24 protein-coding genes and 1 tRNA gene are annotated in these 23,731 nt (G+C 34.3%); 18 read left to right on the forward strand and 7 right to left on the reverse strand.

The annotated features are described in order from the left end of the window. Positions 1-4 precede the first annotated feature (4 nt). Positions 5-80, forward strand: a tRNA-Gly gene (locus FNW52_RS01500). Between the two features lie 378 nt (positions 81-458). Here FNW52_RS01500 and pepE read toward each other — a convergent pair. Next, complete coding sequence (pepE, locus tag FNW52_RS01505; RefSeq protein ID WP_143375655.1) at positions 459-1,166, reverse strand: dipeptidase PepE; 708 nt, start codon at positions 1,164-1,166, stop codon at positions 459-461. A gap of 384 nt (positions 1,167-1,550) precedes the next feature. Here pepE and FNW52_RS01510 point away from each other — a divergent pair, with 384 nt between their 5' ends. From FNW52_RS01510 to FNW52_RS01545, 8 genes are all read left to right on the forward strand, one after another. Then, positions 1,551-2,282: a carboxypeptidase-like regulatory domain-containing protein gene (locus FNW52_RS01510; protein ID WP_143375656.1), complete on the forward strand. Its 732-nt coding sequence runs from the start codon at positions 1,551-1,553 to the stop codon at positions 2,280-2,282. 29 nt (positions 2,283-2,311) lie between these two features. After that, positions 2,312-3,034: a carboxypeptidase-like regulatory domain-containing protein gene (locus tag FNW52_RS01515; protein WP_185965891.1), complete on the forward strand. Its 723-nt coding sequence runs from the start codon at positions 2,312-2,314 to the stop codon at positions 3,032-3,034. Then, on the forward strand, positions 3,024-3,779 hold the full coding sequence (locus FNW52_RS01520) for a hypothetical protein (protein WP_143375658.1): 756 nt from the start codon (positions 3,024-3,026) through the stop codon (positions 3,777-3,779). The genes FNW52_RS01515 and FNW52_RS01520 overlap by 11 nt, the downstream gene beginning before the upstream one ends. A gap of 162 nt (positions 3,780-3,941) precedes the next feature. Further along, entirely contained in the window at positions 3,942-4,697 is a 756-nt protein-coding gene (locus tag FNW52_RS01525) for a carboxypeptidase-like regulatory domain-containing protein (RefSeq protein ID WP_143375659.1), read from the forward strand. Beyond that, a complete protein-coding gene (locus FNW52_RS01530; protein WP_143375660.1) occupies positions 4,694-5,197 on the forward strand; it encodes a DUF6702 family protein in 504 nt (167 codons plus the stop codon). The genes FNW52_RS01525 and FNW52_RS01530 overlap by 4 nt, the downstream gene beginning before the upstream one ends. Positions 5,198-5,261: 64 nt before the next feature. Then, positions 5,262-7,505: a M1 family metallopeptidase gene (locus FNW52_RS01535; RefSeq protein WP_143375661.1), complete on the forward strand. Its 2,244-nt coding sequence runs from the start codon at positions 5,262-5,264 to the stop codon at positions 7,503-7,505. Between the two features lie 191 nt (positions 7,506-7,696). After that, entirely contained in the window at positions 7,697-8,095 is a 399-nt protein-coding gene (locus FNW52_RS21015; protein ID WP_255515441.1) for a twin-arginine translocase TatA/TatE family subunit, read from the forward strand. After that, positions 8,095-8,658, forward strand: a complete 564-nt coding sequence (locus FNW52_RS01545; RefSeq protein ID WP_143375662.1) for a phosphatase PAP2 family protein — start codon at positions 8,095-8,097, stop codon at positions 8,656-8,658. The genes FNW52_RS21015 and FNW52_RS01545 overlap by 1 nt, the downstream gene beginning before the upstream one ends. A 62-nt stretch (positions 8,659-8,720) precedes the next feature. Here the strand turns inward: FNW52_RS01545 and FNW52_RS01550 are convergent, their stop codons facing one another. Beyond that, entirely contained in the window at positions 8,721-9,362 is a 642-nt protein-coding gene (locus tag FNW52_RS01550) for an O-methyltransferase (RefSeq protein WP_143375663.1), read from the reverse strand. Positions 9,363-9,728: 366 nt separating this feature from the next. On the opposite strand from FNW52_RS01550, the gene FNW52_RS01555 reads away from it, so the two are divergent. Then, a complete protein-coding gene (locus FNW52_RS01555) occupies positions 9,729-10,571 on the forward strand; it encodes an Rpn family recombination-promoting nuclease/putative transposase (RefSeq protein WP_143375664.1) in 843 nt (280 codons plus the stop codon). Positions 10,572-10,919: 348 nt separating this feature from the next. After that, positions 10,920-11,963 (forward strand): 23S rRNA (adenine(2503)-C(2))-methyltransferase RlmN, encoded by a 1,044-nt coding sequence (gene rlmN, locus FNW52_RS01560; RefSeq protein WP_143375665.1) that lies wholly within the window; start codon positions 10,920-10,922, stop codon positions 11,961-11,963. 148 nt (positions 11,964-12,111) lie between these two features. On the opposite strand, the gene FNW52_RS01565 is transcribed toward rlmN, so the two are convergent. Continuing rightward, entirely contained in the window at positions 12,112-12,969 is an 858-nt protein-coding gene (locus FNW52_RS01565; RefSeq protein ID WP_143375666.1) for a hypothetical protein, read from the reverse strand. Positions 12,970-13,309: 340 nt separating this feature from the next. Between FNW52_RS01565 and FNW52_RS01570 the strand changes: the two genes are divergently transcribed. Both FNW52_RS01570 and dnaG read left to right on the forward strand, forming a co-directional pair. Next, complete coding sequence (locus tag FNW52_RS01570; protein WP_143375667.1) at positions 13,310-14,287, forward strand: polyprenyl synthetase family protein; 978 nt, start codon at positions 13,310-13,312, stop codon at positions 14,285-14,287. Between the two features lie 502 nt (positions 14,288-14,789). Then, positions 14,790-16,766, forward strand: a complete 1,977-nt coding sequence (gene dnaG, locus FNW52_RS01575; protein ID WP_143375668.1) for a DNA primase — start codon at positions 14,790-14,792, stop codon at positions 16,764-16,766. Here the strand turns inward: dnaG and FNW52_RS01580 are convergent. Together FNW52_RS01580 and nadE are read right to left on the reverse strand one after the other, a co-directional pair. Further along, positions 16,763-17,392 carry a response regulator transcription factor gene (locus FNW52_RS01580; protein WP_143375669.1) on the reverse strand — a complete coding sequence of 210 codons (630 nt, stop codon included), beginning with the start codon at positions 17,390-17,392 and terminating at the stop codon, positions 16,763-16,765. The two genes, dnaG and FNW52_RS01580, sit on opposite strands and share 4 nt — an antisense overlap. Positions 17,393-17,478: 86 nt before the next feature. After that, positions 17,479-18,276 (reverse strand): NAD(+) synthase, encoded by a 798-nt coding sequence (nadE, locus tag FNW52_RS01585; RefSeq protein WP_143375670.1) that lies wholly within the window; start codon positions 18,274-18,276, stop codon positions 17,479-17,481. A 207-nt stretch (positions 18,277-18,483) separates the two neighbouring features. On the opposite strand from nadE, the gene gldB reads away from it, so the two are divergent. The 3 genes from gldB (at position 18,484) to FNW52_RS01600 (ending at position 20,297) form a co-directional block, all read left to right on the forward strand. Then, positions 18,484-19,440, forward strand: coding sequence for a gliding motility lipoprotein GldB (gldB, locus tag FNW52_RS01590; RefSeq protein ID WP_143375671.1), 957 nt, complete (start codon positions 18,484-18,486; stop codon positions 19,438-19,440). After that, positions 19,440-19,775 (forward strand): gliding motility protein GldC, encoded by a 336-nt coding sequence (gene gldC / locus FNW52_RS01595; RefSeq protein ID WP_143375672.1) that lies wholly within the window; start codon positions 19,440-19,442, stop codon positions 19,773-19,775. The genes gldB and gldC overlap by 1 nt, the downstream gene beginning before the upstream one ends. A 66-nt stretch (positions 19,776-19,841) precedes the next feature. Beyond that, positions 19,842-20,297, forward strand: a complete 456-nt coding sequence (locus tag FNW52_RS01600) for a DUF4252 domain-containing protein (protein ID WP_143375673.1) — start codon at positions 19,842-19,844, stop codon at positions 20,295-20,297. A gap of 94 nt (positions 20,298-20,391) precedes the next feature. Here the strand turns inward: FNW52_RS01600 and yihA are convergent, their stop codons facing one another. Further along, positions 20,392-21,021 carry a ribosome biogenesis GTP-binding protein YihA/YsxC gene (gene yihA / locus FNW52_RS01605; RefSeq protein ID WP_143375674.1) on the reverse strand — a complete coding sequence of 210 codons (630 nt, stop codon included), beginning with the start codon at positions 21,019-21,021 and terminating at the stop codon, positions 20,392-20,394. A gap of 112 nt (positions 21,022-21,133) precedes the next feature. Continuing rightward, positions 21,134-21,907 carry an alpha/beta fold hydrolase gene (locus FNW52_RS01610; RefSeq protein WP_143375675.1) on the reverse strand — a complete coding sequence of 258 codons (774 nt, stop codon included), beginning with the start codon at positions 21,905-21,907 and terminating at the stop codon, positions 21,134-21,136. 371 nt (positions 21,908-22,278) lie between these two features. On the opposite strand from FNW52_RS01610, the gene FNW52_RS01615 reads away from it, so the two are divergent. Together FNW52_RS01615 and rsmH are read left to right on the forward strand one after the other, a co-directional pair. Next, entirely contained in the window at positions 22,279-22,752 is a 474-nt protein-coding gene (locus tag FNW52_RS01615; RefSeq protein WP_116763849.1) for a division/cell wall cluster transcriptional repressor MraZ, read from the forward strand. Further along, a complete protein-coding gene (rsmH, locus tag FNW52_RS01620; RefSeq protein ID WP_185965892.1) occupies positions 22,727-23,647 on the forward strand; it encodes a 16S rRNA (cytosine(1402)-N(4))-methyltransferase RsmH in 921 nt (306 codons plus the stop codon). Before FNW52_RS01615 ends, rsmH begins: the two co-directional genes overlap by 26 nt. Positions 23,648-23,731 lie beyond the last annotated feature (84 nt).

Raw genomic sequence — 23,731 nt, forward strand, 5'->3', positions numbered from 1 at the left:
TAATGCGAAAGTAGCTCAGTTGGTAGAGCTCCAGCCTTCCAAGCTGGTTGTCGCGAGTTCGAGCCTCGTCTTTCGCTCCAAAAACCTCAAACGAAAGTTTGGGGTTTTTTTGTGCCAAAATTTTTGGACAGATTTATGCTTCGTTTCGATAGCTATCGGAACTCGAAAAGACATACAATCGCAAAGCCCACGCACGCAAAGTCCTTGCGAGTTCCGATAGCTATCGGAACGAAGCAATCTCACTAAAACAAGCAGATAATATTAGATTCGTGATTTGGCTAACAAGCAGGGCTGTAGTATAATCGTAATTTTTATAGTCTCCTATTGGCTCGCGAGAGGGATAGAAGCTAGCTACCAAAGTAGCGCGGATAGCCCGACCGCATTATGGGAAGGGGGCGAATAAGCGGCATGTGAAGTAGCCCCCTTTCTATAATGTGGTCTCGCCCAAATTGTTTTTATTACTTCAAATTACTTAAGTCGGTTCCCGTTGTGACTTCTTCCGGTATTTGGTTTTGTTTGAACACTCGGGCGTTTAGATCTCCTTTTAGAGTAATTTTTTCTCCTTTTACGTCTAGCCAACTTCCTTCTCTTAATCCTAAAACGGGTAATGAATTGAAAGCATGAAATTCTTTGATTCTGGTTTCTCGGGTTTCCCCCATGTGTTTGGATTGGTCGTCCGGATCTAAATAATGTGCATTCAAATTAAACGGAATCAATCCTAAAGTTTGAAAACTCGGTGGGTAAACAATAGGCATATCGTTGGTGGTTTGCATGCTTAGTCCGCAAATGTTGCTTCCTGCGCTGGTGCCTAAATAGGGAGTTCCTGCTTTAATGGTTTCGGCTAGAGTGTCCATGATTTTGTTTTTGTACAATTGAGAAACCAATAAAAAAGTATTGCCACCGCCCGTAAAAATCCCTTCAGCTTTTTGAATAGCTTCTTGGGGGTTTTCGAATTCATGTAGCCCATTGACGGTTTTGTTTATTTTGGCAAAAGCCAAAGCAACTTTGGTAGTGTACTCTTCGTGAGTTATGCCGCTGGGTCTTGCAAATGGGATGAAAAGTATGTTTTTGCAATCTTGAAAATGCAAACTTAATTCGGGTAATAAATACTCTAGATACTCTCCTCCATGTAAGGTTGAGGTGCTGGAGATAATGCAATTTTTCATTTTATTTGAGTAAGGAAGTTTAGTGTAAAGATATAAAAACGAAGCTTTTTTGAGGTTGTAAGCGGGGTTTTAATTAACAATTTTTTATCAAACCGTTAGTAATTAATTTGGAAGAGATTAAGATACTTTTACATTTTACAAGGGATAGATCATGACAAAAGTTATTGTATGCTTGATTCAATATTTGGTTTTAATTACGATGCAAATGGCGTCGGAAACGGCTGTTTGTGATGAACTAAATGATAGGCAGCGTCTAAAAAGTCATGTCAGAAAGATGATCCGTGTAAAAAAAAACGAAGCCCAAAAGGAACTGAAAGCGATTGAAAAATCGAAGAATTGTAGTTTTGGTACATTACAAAGGTTTTAATTTTAAATGATCGGCTTGTGAAAAACAACACTACTTTACTTATTATAGTTCTTTTTATTACCCAATTTTTAACAGCACAAGAGAAGACAGAAAAATGGATTAAAGGTCAAATAACATCCGAAACTATTGCTCTGCAGGGGATAAATGTTACGAATACTGCTAGTAAAATCAAATCGGTCTCGGATCAATATGGAAATTTTTCGATCCTTGCAAAACAAGGAGAGGTGTTGAGTTTTTCGGCGGTTGATTATGAGCCTTTGCGGAAAATTATAAACAAACAAGAATTCAAACTAGGAAGTATTGTCGTGAATATGACTGCTACAAGTATAGAATTGAAGGAGGTGGTTGTGAATGGGCATCCTGAAATAAGTGCCGAGAATTTAGGGATAATTCCTCGGGATCAAGTGAAGTTGACTGCCGCCGAAAGAAAAGTGTACACGGCAACTCAGGGTACGGATGCGGTATTGAATTATTTCTCGGGCAGAACCAAAATGCTCAAAAAGGAAGTTGCACTCGAAAAAAAAGAAATTTTAATGTCAAAATTAGAATACTTGTTTGATGATAAATATTATATCGAAACCTTAAAAATTCCAGAAGAACTCATCAAGGGGTTTCAGTATTATTGTGTAGAAGATGCGGATTTTGCGAACTCGATACAATCAAAAAATAAGACCATGAGTATGTTTCTAATCGTGGGTTTGGCTTCCAATTATAATAAAAACAGGGTAGATGGTGTTGAAATCCATTAGCTATAAATGTTGAACTTTATTTGTTTTTTGTGAAAAATAATTTAATTGTATTGCTTGTTTTCTTAAGTCAAAGTCCGCTGCTGACCGCTCAAGAGGTTGTCGAGAAAATTATTATCGGAACAGTGGTTTCTGATTCTAAGCCATTGGAGGGAATTAGTGTCGTGAATTGTTCTAATAAACTGATGGCCGTTTCGGATAAAAATGGTTGTTTTTCTATTCTGGCTAAAGATAAAGATGTCTTGAATTTTTCTGGAATTGACTATAAGTATTTGCGAAAATATGTTTACAAACACGAATACATCTCAGGAACTTTAGAGGTGAATATGACTTTTAATAGTATCGAACTCGACGAGGTTATTATCAACAAGTATGCGAATATTAATGCCGAGAACTTTGGGATAATTCCGCGAGGGCAAGTTAAGTTTACGCCACAAGAACGAAGATTGTATGCTGGTTCTGGAGGAATACAAGGATTTTTCAACTTGGTTTCTGGTGAAAAGGAGGTGCTTAAAAAGAATGTTGAAATTGAGAAGAAAGAGATTTTAATGAAAAAATTGGAATATCTTTTTGGTAACAAATATTACACAAAAACCTTAAAAATTCCTGAAGAACTCATCAAAGGATTTCAATATTATTGTGTAGAAGATGCAGAGTTTGTGGAGTCCTTAGGTTTTAAAAACAAAACGGTAAGTATGTTTCTTATAACAAATTTAGCTTCGGTATATAATAAAAACAGAATAGATGAAAAGTAAATTAGGTATAGTTGTTTTATTTCTAGTAGGACAATATTGCATAGCACAAACTCAAGTGCGGAAGCCATTGCATGGGCAAGTAATCAATGATTCTATTGCTGTAGAAAACGGCTATGTTTTTAATTTAAATTCAAAAGTGACTACTTTTATTGGTATTAATGGTTTTTTTGATATTCTGGCAATGCCAAAAGATACCTTGCTAGTTACTAGTTTGGCTTTAAAAGCGAAGAAAATGGTTTTGGTTGATGTGGATTTTAAAGAAAAGCTATATGTTGTAAAAACGGAATTGTTCAACAATCAGTTAAAAGAAGTTGTTGTAGGAAAAAAAATTACGCCCAAAATTGCTGGATCACAAGAAATTGTAGGTATGAAGTTTACGGGAGACAGGCAATCTTCTCTAGTCAATAGAACCATGCCTTTATATGGAATAGTGAATGGCGTTGACTTTGTGGCAATATTTGGGGTTGTAGCAGATTGGTTGAAAAAAAAGGATAAAAAAAAACTGCATAAAAGCGCCGATGGAAATTTTATAGATAAAGTGCAAAGGGATTTTAAACCCGAATTTTTTAAAAACACTTTGAAGTTAAAGGAAGAGGAAATCAATCTTTTCTTGGTTTTTTGTGATACAGATGAAAATGCCAAGAGAATATCGAATGCAAATGATGCCTTTCGGATGATGGATTTCTTGATTATCAAAAATAATGCTTTCAAAAAATTAGCTCAGTCGAGTAAGATAACTAATTGACTTTTAGATATTGAGTTTTGATCTTTGTGATTTGTAGTTTTTTTATGAAAAAATAACGCAGATTCATAGATCATAAAATCAAATAAAGTTGTAAATTTAATAAGTCGGTAAATATCAATTTTAATATTTGGTATTTTTTTATTAAATCTAAAAGGATTAAAAATGAAAAGTAAAATAGGAGTCTTTATTTTGTTGATGTGCTGTCAAGTTTGTTTGGGTCAAATCCTGACTAGAAAACCTTTGCATGGTAGGGTAGTAAATGATTCTATTGCAATAGAAAATGGGTTGGTTTTTAATGTGAATGCCAAAACCGGATCTATTATTGACCAGAAAGGATATTTTAGTGTTTTGGTAAAAGTAAAAGACACTCTAGTTATTTCCAGTTTAGGATTTAAAAGCAAAAAAATTGTACTTACCGAAAAGGACATCTCCTCTTCTTTTTTTAGAGTGAACCTTCCTGCAATTGCACGTCAATTGATAGAAGTGGTGGTTTATGCTCAAAAAGGAAGTAAACCAGAATTAGGAAATACCCAAAGTATAGTAGATACGCAATATTATGATGATAGGCAGACTTCACCTAGAAATGCTTTAATGACGCCAACCGGTACAGGGGATAACGGGATAGATTGTATTCGAGTTTATAAAATGATTTTTAAAAATTTGAAGAAAAACAACCCTGACAAAACCGATTTTGTTTCGGATATGAGTTTTACCTCCGTGGCGATGAAAAGTGTTAGTTATTCTTTTTTTACTAATACTTTAAAACTAGATGATGACCAAATAGGCTTGTTTCTTCTTTTTTGTGAAAACGATCCAAAATCCAAAACGTTTATCGAAGCCAATGAGCAATTTCATATCATGGATTTTTTAATCACAAAAAACGAGGAATTCAAAAATATTACTACTTTTGAAAAATGAAAAAGGTTATAATTTATGGGCTTTTGGGGTTCTTCTTGGTATCGTTAAGCAGTTTTGCTGTGCATAAATTTTATATGGCGATTTATCAAATTAATTTCGCTCCCGAAAAGAAAATGCTTCAAATTACTTCCCGTATTTTTCTGGATGATTTAAATAAAGGACTCGAGAAAAAATACAATAAAAAAGTGTTTTTGGGAACCAATAAAGAGTCTGACGAAGATGTAAATTCATTAAGAAAATACCTTGCCGAAAATTTCTCTATTAAAGTAAACAGACAAACCAAAACCATAAATTTTTTGAGCAAAGAAATGGATGGTGATGTGCTCGTTTGTTATTTGAATGTCAAAGAAATTTCAAAAATAAACACAATCGAAATTCATAATTCGATATTAATAGAATGTTTTCCAGAACAGCAAAATATTACTCATGTTACGGTGCTGGGAGATAAAAAAAGTATGCTTTTTACTGAAAGTTCTACCAAACAAGTGTTAAAATATTAGCATAAACCAGTAATTGTGTTTAAAAATATTATTTTCGTGGGCTACTATTAATCGATTTGCCCCTATGAAGAAAATTATATTTTTATTTATTTTTCCAACCCTTTTAATTGCTCAAGAGAAAGCAGTTGTCACACCTTCCAAACAAGGGGGGAAATACGACACCAATAAATTCAGTCAAATGTATGATTTGTTGGCAACTCCCAATATGTTTCGTACGGCCTCTGGAGCACCTGGTCCAGCTTATTATCAGCAACAAGCCGATTATAAAATTGATGTAGAACTCGATGATAAAAATGCAAAATTAAGCGGTTCTGAAATCATAACGTATCATAATAATTCTCCAGACAGTTTAGAGTATTTGTGGGTACAATTGGATCAAAATCAAGCTGCCAAAAATTCTCAGTCTCCATTAGTCGAAAATGAAAAAATAGAACAGGTTTTGCCAGTAGCGAAGTTTGCCAACGAATATTTGAAACAAGGATTGGATCGTGGTTTTACTATTGAATATGTAAAAGATGTTAAAGGGACTCCAATGTCTTATACAGTTAATCAAACCATGATGCGCATCAATTTGGCTACGCCAATGAAGCCCGGAACAACTCTTTCTTTTTCTATAAAATGGTGGTATAATATCAATAACTACCAACAAGACGGTGGGCGTTCAGGTTATGAATTATTCGAAAAAGAAGGTAATAGATTGTACGTTATAGCACAATTTTATCCAAGAATGGCGGTCTATAATGATGTTGAAGGTTGGCAAAACATGCAATTTTGGGGTGGTGGAGAATTTGCGCTGCCCTTCGGAAATTTTGATGTAAATATAACCGTTCCCGCAGATCACGTTATGGATGCAACGGGAGAGTTAATGAATAGAAGCGAAGTCTTTACGCCAGAACAAGTTAAAAGATATGAATTGGCTCAAAAAACATTTGATAAGCCTGTTGTTATTGTAACGCAAGCCGAAGCCGAAGCAGCCGAAAAAGGATTTTCGGATAAAAAGAAAACCTGGAAATTTAGCGCCAAAAACGTTAGAGATTTTGGAATAGCGACTTCAAGAAAATTTATTTATGATGCTATGGCGGTTCAATTGAGTGGTAAAGTCGTAATGGCCGAATCGGTTTATCCAAAAGAAGCGAATCCACTTTGGGGAGAAACTTCTACGATGACCGTGGCGCATACTTTAAAAAGTTATTCTTCGCATACTTTTGATTATCCATATCCTAAAGCGGTTTCTGTTTCGGCAGAAGATCAAGGAATGGAATATCCTATGATTTGCTGGAATTACGGTCGCCCTGATGAAAAAGGAGTGACTAGCGAGCAAACTAAAAACGGAATGATAGGGGTTGTAGTTCACGAAGTAGGACACAACTTTTTTCCTATGATTGTCAATTCAGATGAGCGTCAATGGACATGGATGGATGAAGGTTTAAACTCTTTTATGGAATTTATGGCCGAACAAGAATTGGGAACCAATTACCCTTCAAGACGTGGGCCAGCCAAAAATATTGTTCCTTATATGAGTGGCGATCAAAAGTTATTGGAACCTATTATGTCTAACTCCGAAAATATCATTCAGTTCGGGAATAACGCCTACGGGAAACCAGCTACCGGACTTAATATTCTTAGAGAAACCATTATGGGACGTGAGTTGTTTGATTATGCTTTTAAAGTATATGCCAACAGATGGAAATTCAAACACCCAACTCCCGAAGACTTTTTTAGAACGATGGAAGATGCTTCGGCAGTCGATTTAGATTGGTTTTTTAGAGGATGGTTTTACTCTACAGACTTTGTAGATATCGGTATCAACGAGGTAAAGCAATATTATGTTACCGAAACTCCGACGGTTGCACTGAAAGATGCTAAAGTCAAAAAAGGACGTTTTGGTCAGGAAAAAGGACCGTTTGTGTATTTAATTGCAGGGGATAATCCAGAATTGAATCCAGTTTCAAAGAAGCCTTTACAAATAGAAGAAGTGAAATTGCTTTCGGATTATGTAAGTCATAATCTTTCAGATGAAGAAAAAGCGACTTTGAAAACCCCTAAATATTTTTATGAAGTAGAGTTCAATAAGCCAGGCGGAATGCCAATGCCTATTATCGTTCAAATTACCTATGAAGATGGAATGGTAGATAATTACAAGTATCCAGCGCAAATTTGGAGAAAAAACAATGAAACGGCCAAGAAAGTATATGCTACTAATAAAGCTATAAAACAAATTCTAATCGATCCAAAACTAGAAACTGCCGATATTGATGTGACCAACAATTCATGGCCAAAAGTAGAAGTGAAATCAAAGTTCGATTAAGTAAGAGGCTTTACAAATCAAATAGTTGATAATTTAAGCCACTAATTACACAAATTACACGAATAATTCTTTTTTTAAATTTTAAAGAAATTAGTGCCAATTTGTGTAATTCGTGGCTAACTTTTTTTTAAGACAATTTTAAAAGACAAAGTTTTAAAATTTAATATCTTTGCTCATTAAATACAAAAAATATGTTTGGAATAGGAGGAGGCGAATTGGTTTTTATTATGTTTATAGTTTTGATGCTTTTTGGATCTGATAAAGTGCCTGAAATAGCAAGAACTATGGGGAAGGCTATGGCACAACTCAAAAACGCGACCAATGATATCAAAAGCGAAATTCAAAAGGGAGCCGAAGCCAATGGTTTTGATCAAAAATCCTTAAATGACTTAACAGGAAATATCAATTCTGAAATAGATAAAGCCAAGACAAATCTTTTAGGCGAAAGCTCTAATACATTCAACGGAATTACGGAGGTTTTTACTTCCGAAGCCAATAAAACCAAAGATAGTTTACTAAGTGGCACAACAACTCCTGATGCTGCATCTCTTTTGGATGATCTCACAGGACCTATAAAACGCCAAATGTAATGCTCGAAAAAATACTAGCTCTAGACACCCAGTTATTTATTTATCTCAACAGCTTAGGATGCGAAACCTATGATGGATTTTGGCTTATCATTACCAAACAAGTCAATTGGATTCCTTTTTTTTTGCTCTTATTTTATCTTATTTATAAAAAATTAGGAATAAAGCAAACAGGATATTTGTTGCTTTTCGTTGCCGTTTTGATATTGTTTACGGATCAAATTACCAATCTATTCAAATATACGTTTCAACGAGCAAGGCCCTGTAATAACCCTGAAATTAATACTTTAATCAGAGTCGTTCAAGTGCGTAGTTCTTTTAGTTTTTTCTCAGGACATGCTGCGAATACTATGGCAGTGGCAACCTTTTTATTCTTGATTTTTAAGAACCAATTCAAGTATTTAGGATTACTGTTTTTATGGCCATTAATATTTGCTTACAGTAGGATTTACTTAGGGTTGCATTATCCTTTGGATATTCTTTCGGGGTATTTATGTGGACTAATCACAGGTTACCTGATGTATAAAGTGTATCAATGGGCACTCAAAAAATATTCTCCTCAATAAAAAAAACAAACCCGACGGATTTTAAAACCTGTCGGTTTTTTTTTTTTAAACATCAGTTCTTTTTAAATTACACGGCTTACTGTCAATCCATCACGAATGGGCAATAAAACCGTTTCTACTCTTGGATCGTTTTTTAGTAATTGATTATACTCTACCAGTATTTTGGTGCTGATGTCATTCGGGTGTATTGGTTCGAGAACTTTACCGCTCCACAACACATTATCCGATAAAATGATACCGCCTTTATTCATTTTCGGCAGAATCAATTCAAAATAGTTGAGGTAGTTTTCTTTGTCGGCATCGATAAAAACCAAATCAAATTTCAGGTCTAGATTGGGGATGATATCCACAGCTTCGCCCAAATGTTGTACAATTTGCTTTCCCCAAGGCGATTTGTCAAAATGCTTGCGCTGAAAATCGACCAATTCTTCCTTGATGTCTATCGTGTGCAATTGCCCGTTCTCCTGCATGCCCTCGCACAAACACAAAGCCGAGTAGCCCGTGTAAGTACCAATTTCCAGAATGTTTACTGGTCGGATCAATTTGGCGAGCATACTCAAAACCCTCCCCTGAAAATGACCGCTGAGCATTCTAGGCAACAATATTTTTTGATAGGTTTCTTTGTTTAAAGCCGCCAGTAATGGGGGTTCTTTTTCGGAATGTTGCTCGATATAATCTTCTAAATCTTGGGATATGAAATGCATTTTGTGAGTTGTTGAAATTTGACACAAAGTTATTCATTTAACATTTATAAAAAAGGAGTTATATTTGATTTTAAAGAGGCTTTATTGATGTGTTTTTTTTTTTTTTTTTTTCTACGTTTAAGGAAAAGAGGTTGCTTTTGACATTATAAAGCAAACGTGCTGAATTTCTAAGATATCTACGGAAAAAGTCGGGAGACTCATTTTATTAGATTTATGCCTTTCAAGAACATTTGAAAAAAGCGAAAAGTCTGGAGACCTTTGCAGCAACGAGCAACTATGTTAGGATTTAAAACCTTGACGGGGTTTGTAGTATAAAAAAACAATATGATGCATATTTTTGTATTTTTGTATAAAAATCAAAAAACAATGAGCAAATACATCAATCCATTTACCGATTTTGGCTTCAAGAAACTCTTTGGCGAAGAAGCCAACAAAGATTTGCTGATTGATTTTCTCAATGAAGTCCTTGGAGACGAAAATCATATTGAAGATTTGAGTTTTAAACCCACAGAAAATTTACCAAAAAATGAGTTTGACCGAAAAGCCATTTTCGATTTATATTGCCACAATCAAAAGGGAGAACGATTTATCATTGAACTCCAAAAAGCAAAACAAAATTATTTCAAAGACCGCTCGGTCTATTACAGCACTTTTCCCATTCAAGAACAAGCCAACAAAGGAGATTGGAATTACCAGCTTCAAGCCGTTTATACAATTGGTATACTTGATTTTAAATTTGAGGATAACGACAAAGAAAAGGTATTGGTCAAAGTAAAACTCAAAGATCAGGAGAATGCTGTGTTTTATGATAAACTTACATTTTTATATCTTCAATTGGTCAATTTTAGCAAGACAGAGACCCAATTAGAGAATAATTTTGATAAATGGCTGTATGTATTTAAAAACCTTGGCACACTTGAAGCCATGCCTGCGCGATTCAAGAGCAAAATTTTTAGCAAACTTTTTGCTACAGCCGAAATAGCAAAGTTGAATAATCAAGAATACTCGGATTATATTGATAGTTTAAAAAACTACAATGATTTGCGAAATGTTTTGGATACCGCTAGAGACGAAGGAAAGATTGAAGGAAAGATTGAGGGGATTATAAAAGCGTTAAAAAGAGGAAAGTTAACAGTAGAAGAAATTGCTGAAGACTTTGAGGTAACGGAAGATTTTGTTTTAGAAATAAAACAAAGAAAAGGTTTTTGAAACGTACTTGTCATAGTAGCAGGCAAATTACTGCCGTTCAGAGTTCAGTGAACTTCGTTTGAAGGGAATTTTTTTTTATTCTAATTTTTTTTAGCCTAAAAAAAGATTGGAATGATAGCTGGACACGAGTGAAACGAACTGACGAAGTAAATAGCTTCTAAGAATTCTAATGGTTTCGCAGCAAATTTCAAAAGCATCAAAAAAAATGAATTTTATTAACTAAAAAAAACGCTTTCTTTTGAAGCAATTTCAGATGTCATTTTTGTGAGTTTTGATGTAGAGGTGCATTTATTCTTAAAATTTTACTATCAAAACAACAATTCAACAAATTGTCATTAAATTTGCAGCATGCAAATCGAGAAAAAAGACATACGAGCACTATCCAAAGACCAATTGAGAGATTTTTTTGTAACCAAAGGCGATAAAGCTTTCCGTGGGAATCAAGTCTATGAATGGTTGTGGAGTAAAGGAGCACACAGTTTTGAGGATATGACCAATGTGGCCAAAACAACTCGTAGCGTGTTGGAGGAACATTTTGTAATCAATCACATCAAAGTAGATACAATGCAACGCAGTGAAGACGGAACGGTAAAAAATGCGGTTCGTTTACACGATGGTTTAGTTGTAGAGAGTGTTTTAATTCCTACTGCAACTAGAACCACCGCTTGTGTATCGAGTCAGGTAGGGTGTAGTTTGGATTGTAATTTTTGTGCTACGGCTCGATTAAAACGCATGCGAAATCTAGAACCTGCCGAAATTTACGATCAAGTAATCGCTATCGATAAAGAGAGCAGGCTGTATTACAATCATCCGCTGTCGAACATTGTTTTTATGGGAATGGGGGAGCCACTCATGAATTATAACAATGTCTTGAAAGCAATCGAAATGATTACCTCTCCCGAGGGATTGGGAATGTCTCCCAAAAGGATAATGGTTTCAACATCGGGTGTGCCAAAAATGATTAAGAAACTGGCAGATGATGAGGTCAAATTTAAACTAGCGGTTTCTTTGCACTCCGCAATTGATGAAATTCGTTCTCGGATTATGCCTTTTAGCGAAAATTTCCCTTTGGCTGATTTAAGAGAGTCATTAGAATATTGGTACCGAAAAACAAAAAGTAAAATATCGTATGAATACGTGGTTTGGAAAGACATTAATGACAACAAAGCGTCTATTGATGCCTTAGTAAAGTTTTGTAAATACGTTCCTTGCAAGGTCAACCTGATTGAATACAACCCAATTGATGACGGAGAATTTCAACAAGCCTCCGAAGAATCTATAAATGCTTATATAAAAGCACTGGAAGCTAGTGGAATTGTGGTAAAAGTGAGACGAAGCCGAGGTAAAGATATTGATGCTGCTTGCGGACAATTGGCGAATAAAGAAGTTTAAATTTAAAACAATAGAAAAGCTAAAGCCTCAAAAAAGTAATAGTAACTACTTTTTTGAGGCTTTGGTTGTTAATGTAATTTGTTGGTTGTAATTAGTTCTTATCAATTGCACCATAGTTAATCACTAATCATTTTTTGCTAAATCACAACTATTTTTTTAATTCTATGGTAGTGGTAACTCCTGCTGTGGTTGCGGTAGCAAGATTATCACATTCTCCAGTTCCAAAATCGACTAGAGTTTCAATGTTATTTCTAACTTTCAAGACAGTACCCGAAACAGGGAAAGGTCTCTTGCAAGCCATTACAAAACGCAAAGGGGTTTTAATGGTGCTAGAGCATTTGTCTCCATTTGGAAATGTTGTAGTTCCGCTACCTGTAACCAAGAAAACATTGTCTTCCCAGTTTCCTTTGGTATCGTACCCTTCTACCATTTCTCTCACTCTATTACCTGTTCTAGTATAAACCGTACCGTCTTCAAAAGTCACAGTCATATCTACAGTACAAGTAAATACAGGATGTACAGCGACTAGTAAATCAGTACTTTTAAGAGATCTAGTAATTGTTTTTGTACCTTGAATTTTTTTGCCATTGTGGGTAAATCCATCGAAACTATAAGTAATAGTTTGCTCAGCAGTGGTAAAATTGCTAGAAAAAGTAATTGTTATTTTTCCCTTCAAAACATTTCCATTTTCAAGAGCACACCCTTCTGTGCCAAAATCGATTGTTCCAGTAAAATTCCCATTAACCAATGTCCAAGTAACTTTTGCACAAGCAGGCAATATACTTTTTATTATTTCTGAAGACTTACTGGTCATGTTTTGTTTGATCAAAAATTGGTCTTCTACAATATTAGAAACATCATCAATAGAAGCATCAATTTTTGAGTCAATTACAACTTGATCTGTTGAAGTAGCGGTTGTAGAATTTGCGGGAGTATCATTCGATGTACAACTAGCGAATAAGACAATAGCCATGAAAGAGGCGATAAAAAAAAATTTGGTTTTCATAATAAATAATTTTTTGGGTTTTAAGTTGGATATAAAAACAGTAAAAAGGTTTAATCTAAAAGTTGATTATTTTTAGTTTTTTAAGTTGTAAAGACTTGTAAATCATCAAACTCAGCGATTTTTAAGAAATAGGTAATGTGTTTTTTAGCTGATGAAATAGGGGAGTAGTAATTTTGTTGCTTTTATAAAGGTAGTCTCATAAAGGTTCTTTTTTATAAAGGTTTCTTTTAGTAAAAAGGCACAGAAAAATTTTGTAGGATAAAAAATATGCTAAAAAAACAATATACTTGTGTAGTTTGATTAACGTTTTTTTATATAAAATAGTATATTTGGGGTCTAAATGAATATTACTTCACAAATAAAGCAGCCAATTTTATACGAAATGGAACTTTTCGAAAAAAAGTTCTATGAATCGATGACTTCAAAAGTGGCGCTTTTGAATCGGATTACCTATTATATCGTCAATAGAAAGGGAAAACAAATGCGACCCATGTTTGTTTTCTTGATGGCAAAAATGGTTTCAAAAGGTGTCGTTGATGAGAGAACGTATCGTGGTGCTTGTGTAATTGAATTGATCCATACTGCGACTTTAGTTCATGACGATGTGGTAGATGACAGTAATCGCCGTAGAGGTTTCTTTTCTATAAATGCACTATGGAAAAATAAAATTGCCGTTTTGGTTGGGGATTATTTACTGTCCAAAGGATTGTTGCTTTCCATAGATAATGGAGATTTCGATTTGCTCAAAATTATTTCGGTTGCGGTTCGGGAGATGAGTGAGGGCGAATTGCTCCAAATAGAAAAAGCCCGAAGATTAGATATCACAGAAGCTATTTACTACGAAATAATTCGAAAAAAAACGGCTACTTTAATTGCTGCCTGTTGTGCCCTTGGAGCAAAATCGGTTATCGATGATGAAATTCAGGTGGAGAATATGCGAAAATTTGGCGAACTCATCGGAATGGCTTTTCAAATAAAAGATGATTTGTTCGATTATTCAGAAGAAGCAATCGGTAAACCAACAGGCATTGACATTAAAGAACAAAAAATGACATTGCCGCTTATTCATGTCCTCAATACATGTACTTCAAAAGAGAAAAGTTGGCTTATCAATTCGATTAAAAACCACAATAAAGACAAAAAAAGAGTCAAAGAAGTAATTGCTTTTGTAAAAGACAATCATGGTTTGGGGTACGCCGAAAATAAAATGGTCGAATTTCAGCAAGAAGCGTTATCGCTTTTAAATAATTATCCCGACTCTGAATTTAAATCAGCTCTTATTTTAATGGTTAATTACGTTATCGAAAGAAAAAAATAACTTTGTAAATTGCCTACAGCTTTAGCTGGAGGTATATGAATGAATATCAGATTGGCTTTAGCTGAAACAGTAGAATGTTTTGGCTAAAGCCATCGACCACTATCTCAATATCATTCCTCTAGCTAAAGCTAGAGGCAATTCAAAACTTTGGATAGATTTAAAAAATCAGGAACAATTGAATTATAGCCAACTTTCTTTAAATTCTATCTAGCTCTTTCTTGATTGTATTAAATCGGCGTTTAAAAAATAATAATTTTATTAGCAATCATACCGACTTTAGAGGGAATTCGTGAAATTTTTAAAGACAAAGCAATTCGTGATAATTAGTGAAATTCGTGTTCAAAACTGAGGTGTAATATAGGTGTCCAAACTTGAGTATGATTATCGGATGACAACCAAAAATTAAATGCTTTGTACCAGAAATTAAATAAAAACAACTTCCGTTTTTATTGTTTCATTTGTGTATTTTTGCATTCTTTCATTTATACAATTCCCTTAAATTTTGATATCACAAGCGACAATAGACACTGTTTTTGAAACTGCTCGAGTAGAGGAGGTTATTGGAGATTTTGTACAATTAAAGAGGGCAGGAACTAATTTTAAAGGGCTAAGTCCGTTTTCGGATGAGCGTTCGCCTTCCTTTATGGTTTCTCCAGTAAAAGGGATTTGGAAAGATTTTAGTTCTGGAAAAGGTGGGAATTCCGTGGCTTTCCTGATGGAACACTCCCATTTCACTTATCCGGAAGCCATTCGGTATTTAGCAAAAAAATACAATATTGAGATTGAAGAAACAGAACAAACGGACGAAGAAAAATTAAATACTGACGTTCGCGAAAGTATGTATTTGGTTTCTGAATTTGCAAAAATGTATTTTCACGATACCCTTTTAAACTCCGAAGAGGGGAAAGCGATTGGACTTTCGTATTTTAAAGAACGTGGTTTTACCAATGATACCATCAAGAAATTTGCTTTAGGATATTCTCCGGAAACTTGGGATGCTTTTACAAAGGAAGCCTTGGGTAAAGGATATAAAATGGAGTTTCTGGAAAGTACCGGTTTGACTATCGCTAGAGAAGATCGTCCTTTTGACCGCTTCAAAAGCAGAGTTATGTTTCCCATACAAAGTATGTCGGGAAGAGTACTTGGTTTTGGAGGTCGGATTTTGACCAATGACAAAAAATCAGCCAAATACTTAAATTCGCCAGAGAGTGAAATTTACCATAAAAGTAAAGTGCTGTATGGTATTTTTCAAGCCAAACAAGCGATAGCCAAGTTGAATAATTGTTTCTTGGTAGAAGGATATACGGATGTTATTCAGTTCAATCAAGCTGGAATCGAAAATGTGGTCGCTTCTTCGGGGACTGCGCTTACGCCAGATCAGATACGATTGATCAATAGGCTGACAAAGAATATTACCGTGCTTTTTGATGGGGATGCGGCTGGACTTCGTGCTTCTATTCGTGGAATCGACTTGATTCTGGAAGAAGGCATGAATGTGAAAGTTTGTGCTTTTCCCGATGGAGAGGATCCCGATAGTTTTGCTCGAAAAACATCCTATGATGATTTGGTGGCTTATTTGGATACGAATGCCAAGGATTTTATACAGTTCAAAGCGTCACTTTTGATGAATGATGCCAAGAACGATCCTGTCAAAAAAGCCGATTTGATTCGGGACATGGTTACTAGTATTTCAAAAATACCGGATAGAATTCAACGTGAGATTTACATTCAGGAATGCTCTAGAATAATGGATATTTCGGAGCAAGTCTTGACGAGTACTTTGGCTCAGTTGGTTCAAAAAGATATAACTGAGGTTGGAAAAAAAGTAAAGCAAGAGCAAAAGGCTTTTGAGATTGTAAAAAATGAAAGTCCTGTACAAGCTGCAAAAGTGGATGTGCTCTACCGTTTGGAGCGAAAAATAATTGAAATTCTATTGTTATACGGGAATAAAACAGAAGAGTTTGAAGATGTGTTTTTGAAAACCAACGAAGATGGTGAAATTGAAAATGTAACAGAAAAAAAAGAATATAAAGTATATCAAAGAGTGTATTTGAGTTTGCAGGAAGATGAGGTAGAATTGGCGAACCCTTTATTTAGAGATATTTTTAATGACTTAATTCAATATTTTCTTCAAAATGAAAATTTAGAAATTGAAAAATATTTAATGCATTTAAATTCTGATTTTGCTCAAGAAGTGACTGATATTTTGATGGAAGACGAGAGGGTGGTTTTGCATAATTGGGAAGGACAAAATATTATTCCTAAAACCAAAAGTGAAACCATTGGTCAGTATGTTTCTGAAACTATACTTACGATGCGATGGTATTTGGTTGATAAAATTATAGATGAATTAAAAAACTCTGTATCAAATGAACCAGGTTCAGATAATACAGAGTCAATGTCAATGGCGATGGACTACTACAAGCTAATTAATTCGTTTTCGAAAAAATTAGGGAGAGTGATGTCGCGTTACAGTTAAACGATTTCTAAAGTTTTAGCTTTATTGACTAAATCTACTAGATTTGTAACGTTTAATTTAGTTAACAATCGCAACTTGTAAGTGCTGATTGTTTTTTCGTTGAGGGTTAATATCTCAGCGATTTCATGGTTTTTCTTACCATCACTTAAGTAACGCAAAACTTCCACTTCGCGGTTGGACAGTTTCCTGTACAAACGTTCGCTTTTGCTTTGTTTTGCAATTAAAGCAATGTTTTTCATGACTGCTTCATTCATGATTATTTTTCCTTGGTTCACTTTAATGATCGATTGACCTAAAGTTTCCAGCTTTTCGGTTTTGTGTACAAATCCAGAAACTCCTGCTTTAATAGCATTTGGAGCGTAAATCTGTTCTGAAAGGCCGCTGTAAAAAATAATTTTTGTTTTTGGAAAATTTTTCAAAATCGATTTGACTTCGAAAATGCTAGATAATCCTTCGAGTTCTAAGTCCAAAACTAGAACGTCGATTTCCTTCGTAAGAAGGATGTCTTTCACCATTGTGAAATTTCCTACGTTTGCAACGATAGAAATGTCCGCATGGTCTTTAAAGTACGATTTGATTCCAAAATGTACTACAGGATAGTTATCTGCTAAACAAACTTTGATCATGGTATTTATTTTTAGGATTGTTTATGAAGCCATAAAATTACTAAAAATTTTTCAATAAGTCTAATTTTTCGGACAAATTATTTTTTTTATGTTAAAATAGTACAAACTGGTATCGAATTCATTTTGTGATGGTTGATTTTATTGAGTTTTTTGTATATTTTTAACACTTCTTCCTCTCTATCCGAAAAGGTGTTTTGATCAGTTTTTGCCTCTTCTATAGTCATTGCCCACTCTAATTCGTCGTAACTTGCTCCAATTTGGTCTTCATCTGTTCGTTCATCGCCAAATAATCCATCGGTTGGAGCTGCTGTTAAAATAGAATTTGGAATTTTTAAATAGCGACCTAAAGCATATACTTCGGATTTCATTAAATCAGCAATTGGACTTAAATCTACTCCACCATCTCCGTATTTGGTAAAGAATCCAACACCAAAATCCTCTACTTTGTTTCCTGTTCCAGCAACCAATAGACCGTAAATGCCAGCGAAATAATATAAAGTGGTCATTCTTAGTCGGGAACGGGTGTTGGCAAGAGACAAGTGTAGTTTGTGTAAATCGCTTGTTTCTGGAACCTGTTTCTTGAAATCCTCAAAAACCGATGTTAAGTCCGCTTCAACACTAGTGACGTTTGGGAATTGGTTTTTTAATTGTTCAATATGCTCACGCCCACGGGTAACATGACTGTGAGCCTGATGAATCGGCATTTCAACACATAAAACCTTAAAACCGGTTTGGGCACATAGTGCTGAGGTTACTGCAGAATCTACTCCTCCAGATATACCAATTACAAATCCATTAACTTTTGAATTCTCTGCGTATGTTTTTAACCAATTTACAATGTGCAAGTTGACTTTTTCGATTTCAAGCGTCCTTTTTTTAGTCATAATAGTTTAAGTTTTAAAAAGCAGGGATGTATATTTGCAAAATAAATAGAGCAAGTGCCTCGCAATTTGTTCGGAAACAAATTTAAATAAAATATTATAAATGAAATCCGCAGATCATCATTGGTTTGAAAAAAAAATATTGATGATGTGCGAATTTCTCCCGATAGCTATCGTCCCGATAGCTATCGGGAGACAAATAAAAAATCAATGAAAAAATATCTATTACCTATAGTTTTTTGTTTGCTTTTTTGGTCTTGCGATCAAAAAAGTAAGGTCGAAAAAGCTATTGAAGAAACTCCCGTAACAATTAAGGTAGAGCGTTTTGATAAAATATTTTTTGAGACTCCTCCTAAAGATCTTGCCAAAGTAAAAAAGCAATTTCCTTATTTTTTCTCACCGAAGATAAACGACACGGTATGGTTGAATAAAATGCAAGCGCCTATTTGGAGAGAAGTGTATAGCGAAGTGCAAAAAAAATATTCTAACATTGAAGGTGTTCAAAATGATTTAGAGACTTTGTATAAGCATATTAAATACTATTTCCCGGAAACAAAACAACCGAAATTGATCACGTTGATTTCGGATATGGATTGTAATAATAAAGCTATTTATGCTGATTCATTAGTGATTGTTTCTTTGGAATTGTATTTAGGAAAAGAACATAAGTTTTATCAGTTTCCAAAATACATTAAGCAAAATTTTGAGCAAAGCCAAATCATGCCGGATATTGTGACTAGTTTTTCTGTTAGAAAAATTGCGCCTCCTACAGATAAAAATTTCGTGTCCCAAATGATTTATTTTGGGAAACAACTGTATCTAAAAGATGTTTTGCTGCCAGAGTCTAGTGATGCCGATAAAATAGGATATACTCCCGAGCAAATTGTTTGGTGTCAGGAAAATGAAGGGTATATTTGGCGTTATTTTGTCGAAAGACAAATGCTTTTTAGTGACGACCAAAAATTAACGAATCGTTTTATTGATCCAGCCCCTTTTTCTAAATTTTATTTAGAGATCGATAACGATTCTCCGGGACAAGTTGGATCTTGGATAGGATGGCAAATGGTTCGCTCTTTTATGGCAAATAATGATGTTACGGTAGCCCAGTTGATGAAAACGGATGCCAAAGAAATTTTCGAAAAATCAAAATACAAACCCAAGAAATAATGTCAGATAAAAATACCTCAGAAATTAAATTTCTAATCGAATTAGATGAAAACCGTGTTCCCGAAAAACTTTTCTGGACAGCAAAAGACGGTGGAGTAGAACTTTCGGAATCAAAAGCAATTATGCTTAACGTTTGGGACAGCAAAGCAAAAGAAAGTATGCGTATCGATTTGTGGACCAAAGAAATGCCGGTTGATGAAATGAAAATTTTCTTTCATCAAACCTTAGTTGCCATGGCAGATACTTTTAAAAGAGCAACTAACGATGAAAAAATGTCGGATACGATGTTGGATTTCTGTGATTATTTTGCCGAGAAACTAGATTTGAAAAAATAATCTTATTTTTTTATAATTTTCTGTTACATATTGAGCGTTTATTCGTCTTTTTTAAAAACAGAACTTATGAAGAATTTAATTGTGTTATCGCTTGTGTGTCTTTTGGTTTCTTGTGGAGCAAAAACACCTTATGAAGCTTTTAGAAAAGAAAATAAAAAGGATGTTGCCCTATCTTTTGGTGCTTCTCGATTTGTTGTAAATGCTCTTATCCGGGACAAAGAGTTTAGAAATTTTACCCAACAGTCTGGTGTTAAAAAGTATCACATATTGGTAGCAAAAGAAAATCCAGAATTTTTAAAATCAAATTTTGGTGGCTTTTTAAAGAACAACAATTTTGAAGAGGTTTTTCATTCCAATACTTCTGATGGGAAAATTTATATTTATTCCTGTGAAAAAGGAGATAAGCTAAAGGAGGTTATTGTGAAGATTGAAGGTGGTTCACAAATGGTACTCTTAAGCGTTCAAGGAGATTTAAAAATAAATGATTTTGAAAAACTGACAGCTTTCAATGACTTAAATTAATATTATTTAAAATAATAGTTGGTATAAAAAAATCCCAAAACCAGATAATAAATACGGTTTTGGGATTTTTTTTATTTTAGAGAAGTTCGGTTTTCTAGAATCCTGAATTGTTAGGGTTATTCTTGAATACCTCTTGATTTACATCGTCTATATAACTTAACAATTCTTCTTTTCCGGTAGATTCTGTTGCAGATGTTACAAAGTATTGTGGCATTTCGGCCCAGTTGTTGGCAAACATTTGTTTTTTGTAAGCAGCAATATGAGAATCGATTTTTACTTTACTGATTTTATCGGCTTTGGTAAAAATAATGCAAAACGGAATTTCGCTTTCTCCCATATACGACATGAATTCAATGTCAATGGTTTGTGCTTCATGACGGATGTCTATTAGAACAAAGGCGCAAACCAATTGCTCTCTAGTTTCAAAATAATCAGTGATGAATTCTTGAAAAATAGATTTCGTTTTTTTAGAAACTTTGGCATAGCCATAACCGGGTAAATCGACAAGAAACCAATTGCTATTGATTAAGAAGTGATTGATTAGTTGTGTTTTTCCGGGTCTCCCAGAAGTTTTGGCTAATTTTTTGTGGTTCGTCAGCATATTGATCAATGAAGACTTACCAACATTAGATCGACCAATAAAAGCATATTCGGGCATAAAATCCTTAGGACATTTGCTTACGTCTGAGTTGCTTATTATAAATTCGGCAGTATTAATTTTCATATGAAGTTAATATTTTTTTTATAGGAATATGGTATCGCTATTCTTTATTCCTAATTTGTATTTTGGAATCATAGCGATTTCATGTCTGTGTGTGTAAATTTCGCCTTTCGGTCTAGTGTTCTGCTAAATGGGTATGTGTTAGCCAATCTTCAAGGTGTTTGTTGAACTCCTCAGGTTGTTCCATCATAGCGGCATGTCCGCATTTGTCAATCCAGTATAAGGTAGAATTAGGTAATAATTTATTGAATTCTTCAGCCACATCTGGTGGAGTAACTTTGTCGTTTTTTCCCCAAATAATACAGGTCTGCACATGCATTTTTGGCAAATCTTTAGCCATATTATGACGAATTGCACTTTTGGCAATAGTCAACGTTTTAATTAATTTGATTCGATCATTTACCGTTGCGTACACTTCATCGATAAGTTCAGGAGTCGCTATTTTTGGATCGTAAAAAACATCTTCGGCTTTTTTCTTGATGTATTCGTAGTCACCTCTTTTTGGGTAACTGTCCCCCATGGCACTTTCGTATAATCCAGAACTACCCGTAATCACTAGCCCAGAAACTTTTTCTGGAAACATTTTGGTATGGTATAATGCGATATGACCTCCCAATGAATTTCCTAAAAGTATTACTCTGTCCAGTTTTTTGAAAGTAATGAAGTTCTTTACATAAACAGCAAAACTTTTTACATTCGTTTTTAAAATATTTTGAGTGTAAATAGGCAAATCGGGAATGATGATTTTGTATCCTTTATTGGAAAAATAACTAGCTACAGCGTCAAAATTACTTAGACCACCCATTAAACCATGTAAAATAACAATTGGGATTCCTTCTCCTGCTTCGTAATAACTGTATTTACCTTCTTGTTTGTAATACTTTTCCATTTTTATTTTTAACAATTTCAATTTGCAACAAATATAAGGTTTAAAAAATTAAAATGAATTTTAACAGCTATTTTTTAACCTTTTATTCTATTAGCAAAAAGTGATAAAGATTTGTCTTAAATGATGCTTTTTTCATTCAATAATGTTGAAATTTTAATATAGGAAATGTCCTTTTTTTTGAATAAATCCGCTGCTTTTTTGCATAACACAGCCTTTCTTACAAATAATATATTACAAAGCTAATGTGTTGATTGTCCATAAACTAAGGGTTTTTGATTCAAAGTGGTTAAACTTATTAACAAAGTGGGGGATAGTGGTAAAATGTGGTAAAATTTTATATATTTTTGCTTAATACAATTAATACAATTTACTTGGACACAATTATAGGGACATATGAGTGTAAAGTCGATGCAAAAGGACGGGTTTTATTGCCTGCTCCCTTGAAAAAGCAATTGGCTTCCTCGCTTCAAAACGGTTTTGTTTTGAAGCGTTCTGTATTTCAGCCTTGTTTAGAATTGTACCCAATGGAAGAGTGGGATTTGATGATGAAAAAAATCAATAAACTAAACCGATTTGTAAAAAAGAACAATGATTTTATCCGTCGATTTACTGCTGGCGTAAAAGTGGTAGAAATAGATGCGTTGGGTAGATTGTTGGTTCCTAAAGATTTAGTAGTGTTTGCCAGTATTTTTAAAGATGTGGTTTTTTCATCTGCGGTTAATATAGTAGAGATTTGGGATAAAGATTTATATGAAAAATCAATAGACGGAGAAGATGTTGATTTTGCGGATTTAGCCGAGGAGGTAATGGGAAATTTAAATGACGACGACAATGGAATATCATAATCCAGTATTGCTTCACGCTTCTGTTGATGGGTTGAATATAAACCCTGATGGAATTTATGTGGATGTTACTTTTGGAGGTGGAGGACATTCAAAAGAAATTTTGAGTAGACTTGGTCCTAACGGAAAATTATTTGCTTTTGATCAAGACGAAGACGCTTTGGCGAATGCTTTGCCTGACGAAAGATTTACACTTATTAATGAGAATTTTAGATTTATAAAAAGATTTCTACGTTTTTATGGTATAAAAGAGGTTGATGGAATTTTGGGAGATTTGGGGGTTTCTTCGCATCAATTTGATGTGGCGGAAAGAGGTTTCTCTACGCGTTTTGATGCCGAATTGGATATGAGAATGAGTCAGAAAAATGATTTGAATGCGTATAGAGTTGTCAATGAATATGACGAAGCTAACCTTAAACGTGTTTTCCTAGATTATGGAGAATTAAAAAATGCTCCAGCTTTGGCAAAAACAATTGTAGAGGCTAGAGAACACCGACCAATCAAAACCACTGATGAATTGAAAGAAGTTTTGATGAAATATTTGCCCGAAAGAGTTCGGAATAAAATATTGGCTCAAATCTATCAAGCGATTCGTATTGAAGTCAATCAAGAAATGGATGTTTTGAAAGAATTTTTAGAACAATCCCTTGAGATTTTGAAGCCAGGTGGTAGATTAAGCGTTATTTCCTATCATTCATTAGAAGATCGATTGGTAAAAAGATTTATCAAAAACGGAATGTTCGAAGGGGAGCCAGAACGTGATTTTTATGGTAATTTCTCGGTTCCTTTTAAAACCATTGGAAAGCTAATTGTTCCCGATCATGCCGAAATCAAGATCAATAATAGAGCAAGAAGCGCAAAATTAAGAATCGCTGAGAAAAGGGAAAAGAAAGTTTAGAAGGTTTAAGGGTTTAGAAGGTTTAGATTTTTTAAGAGTTTAAAAAGGTTTAAAAGTTTAGATTGTTTAAAATTTAAAAAATGA

The sequence above is a fragment of the Flavobacterium sp. ZT3R18 genome (assembly GCF_007097385.1).
Lineage (GTDB): Bacteria > Bacteroidota > Bacteroidia > Flavobacteriales > Flavobacteriaceae > Flavobacterium.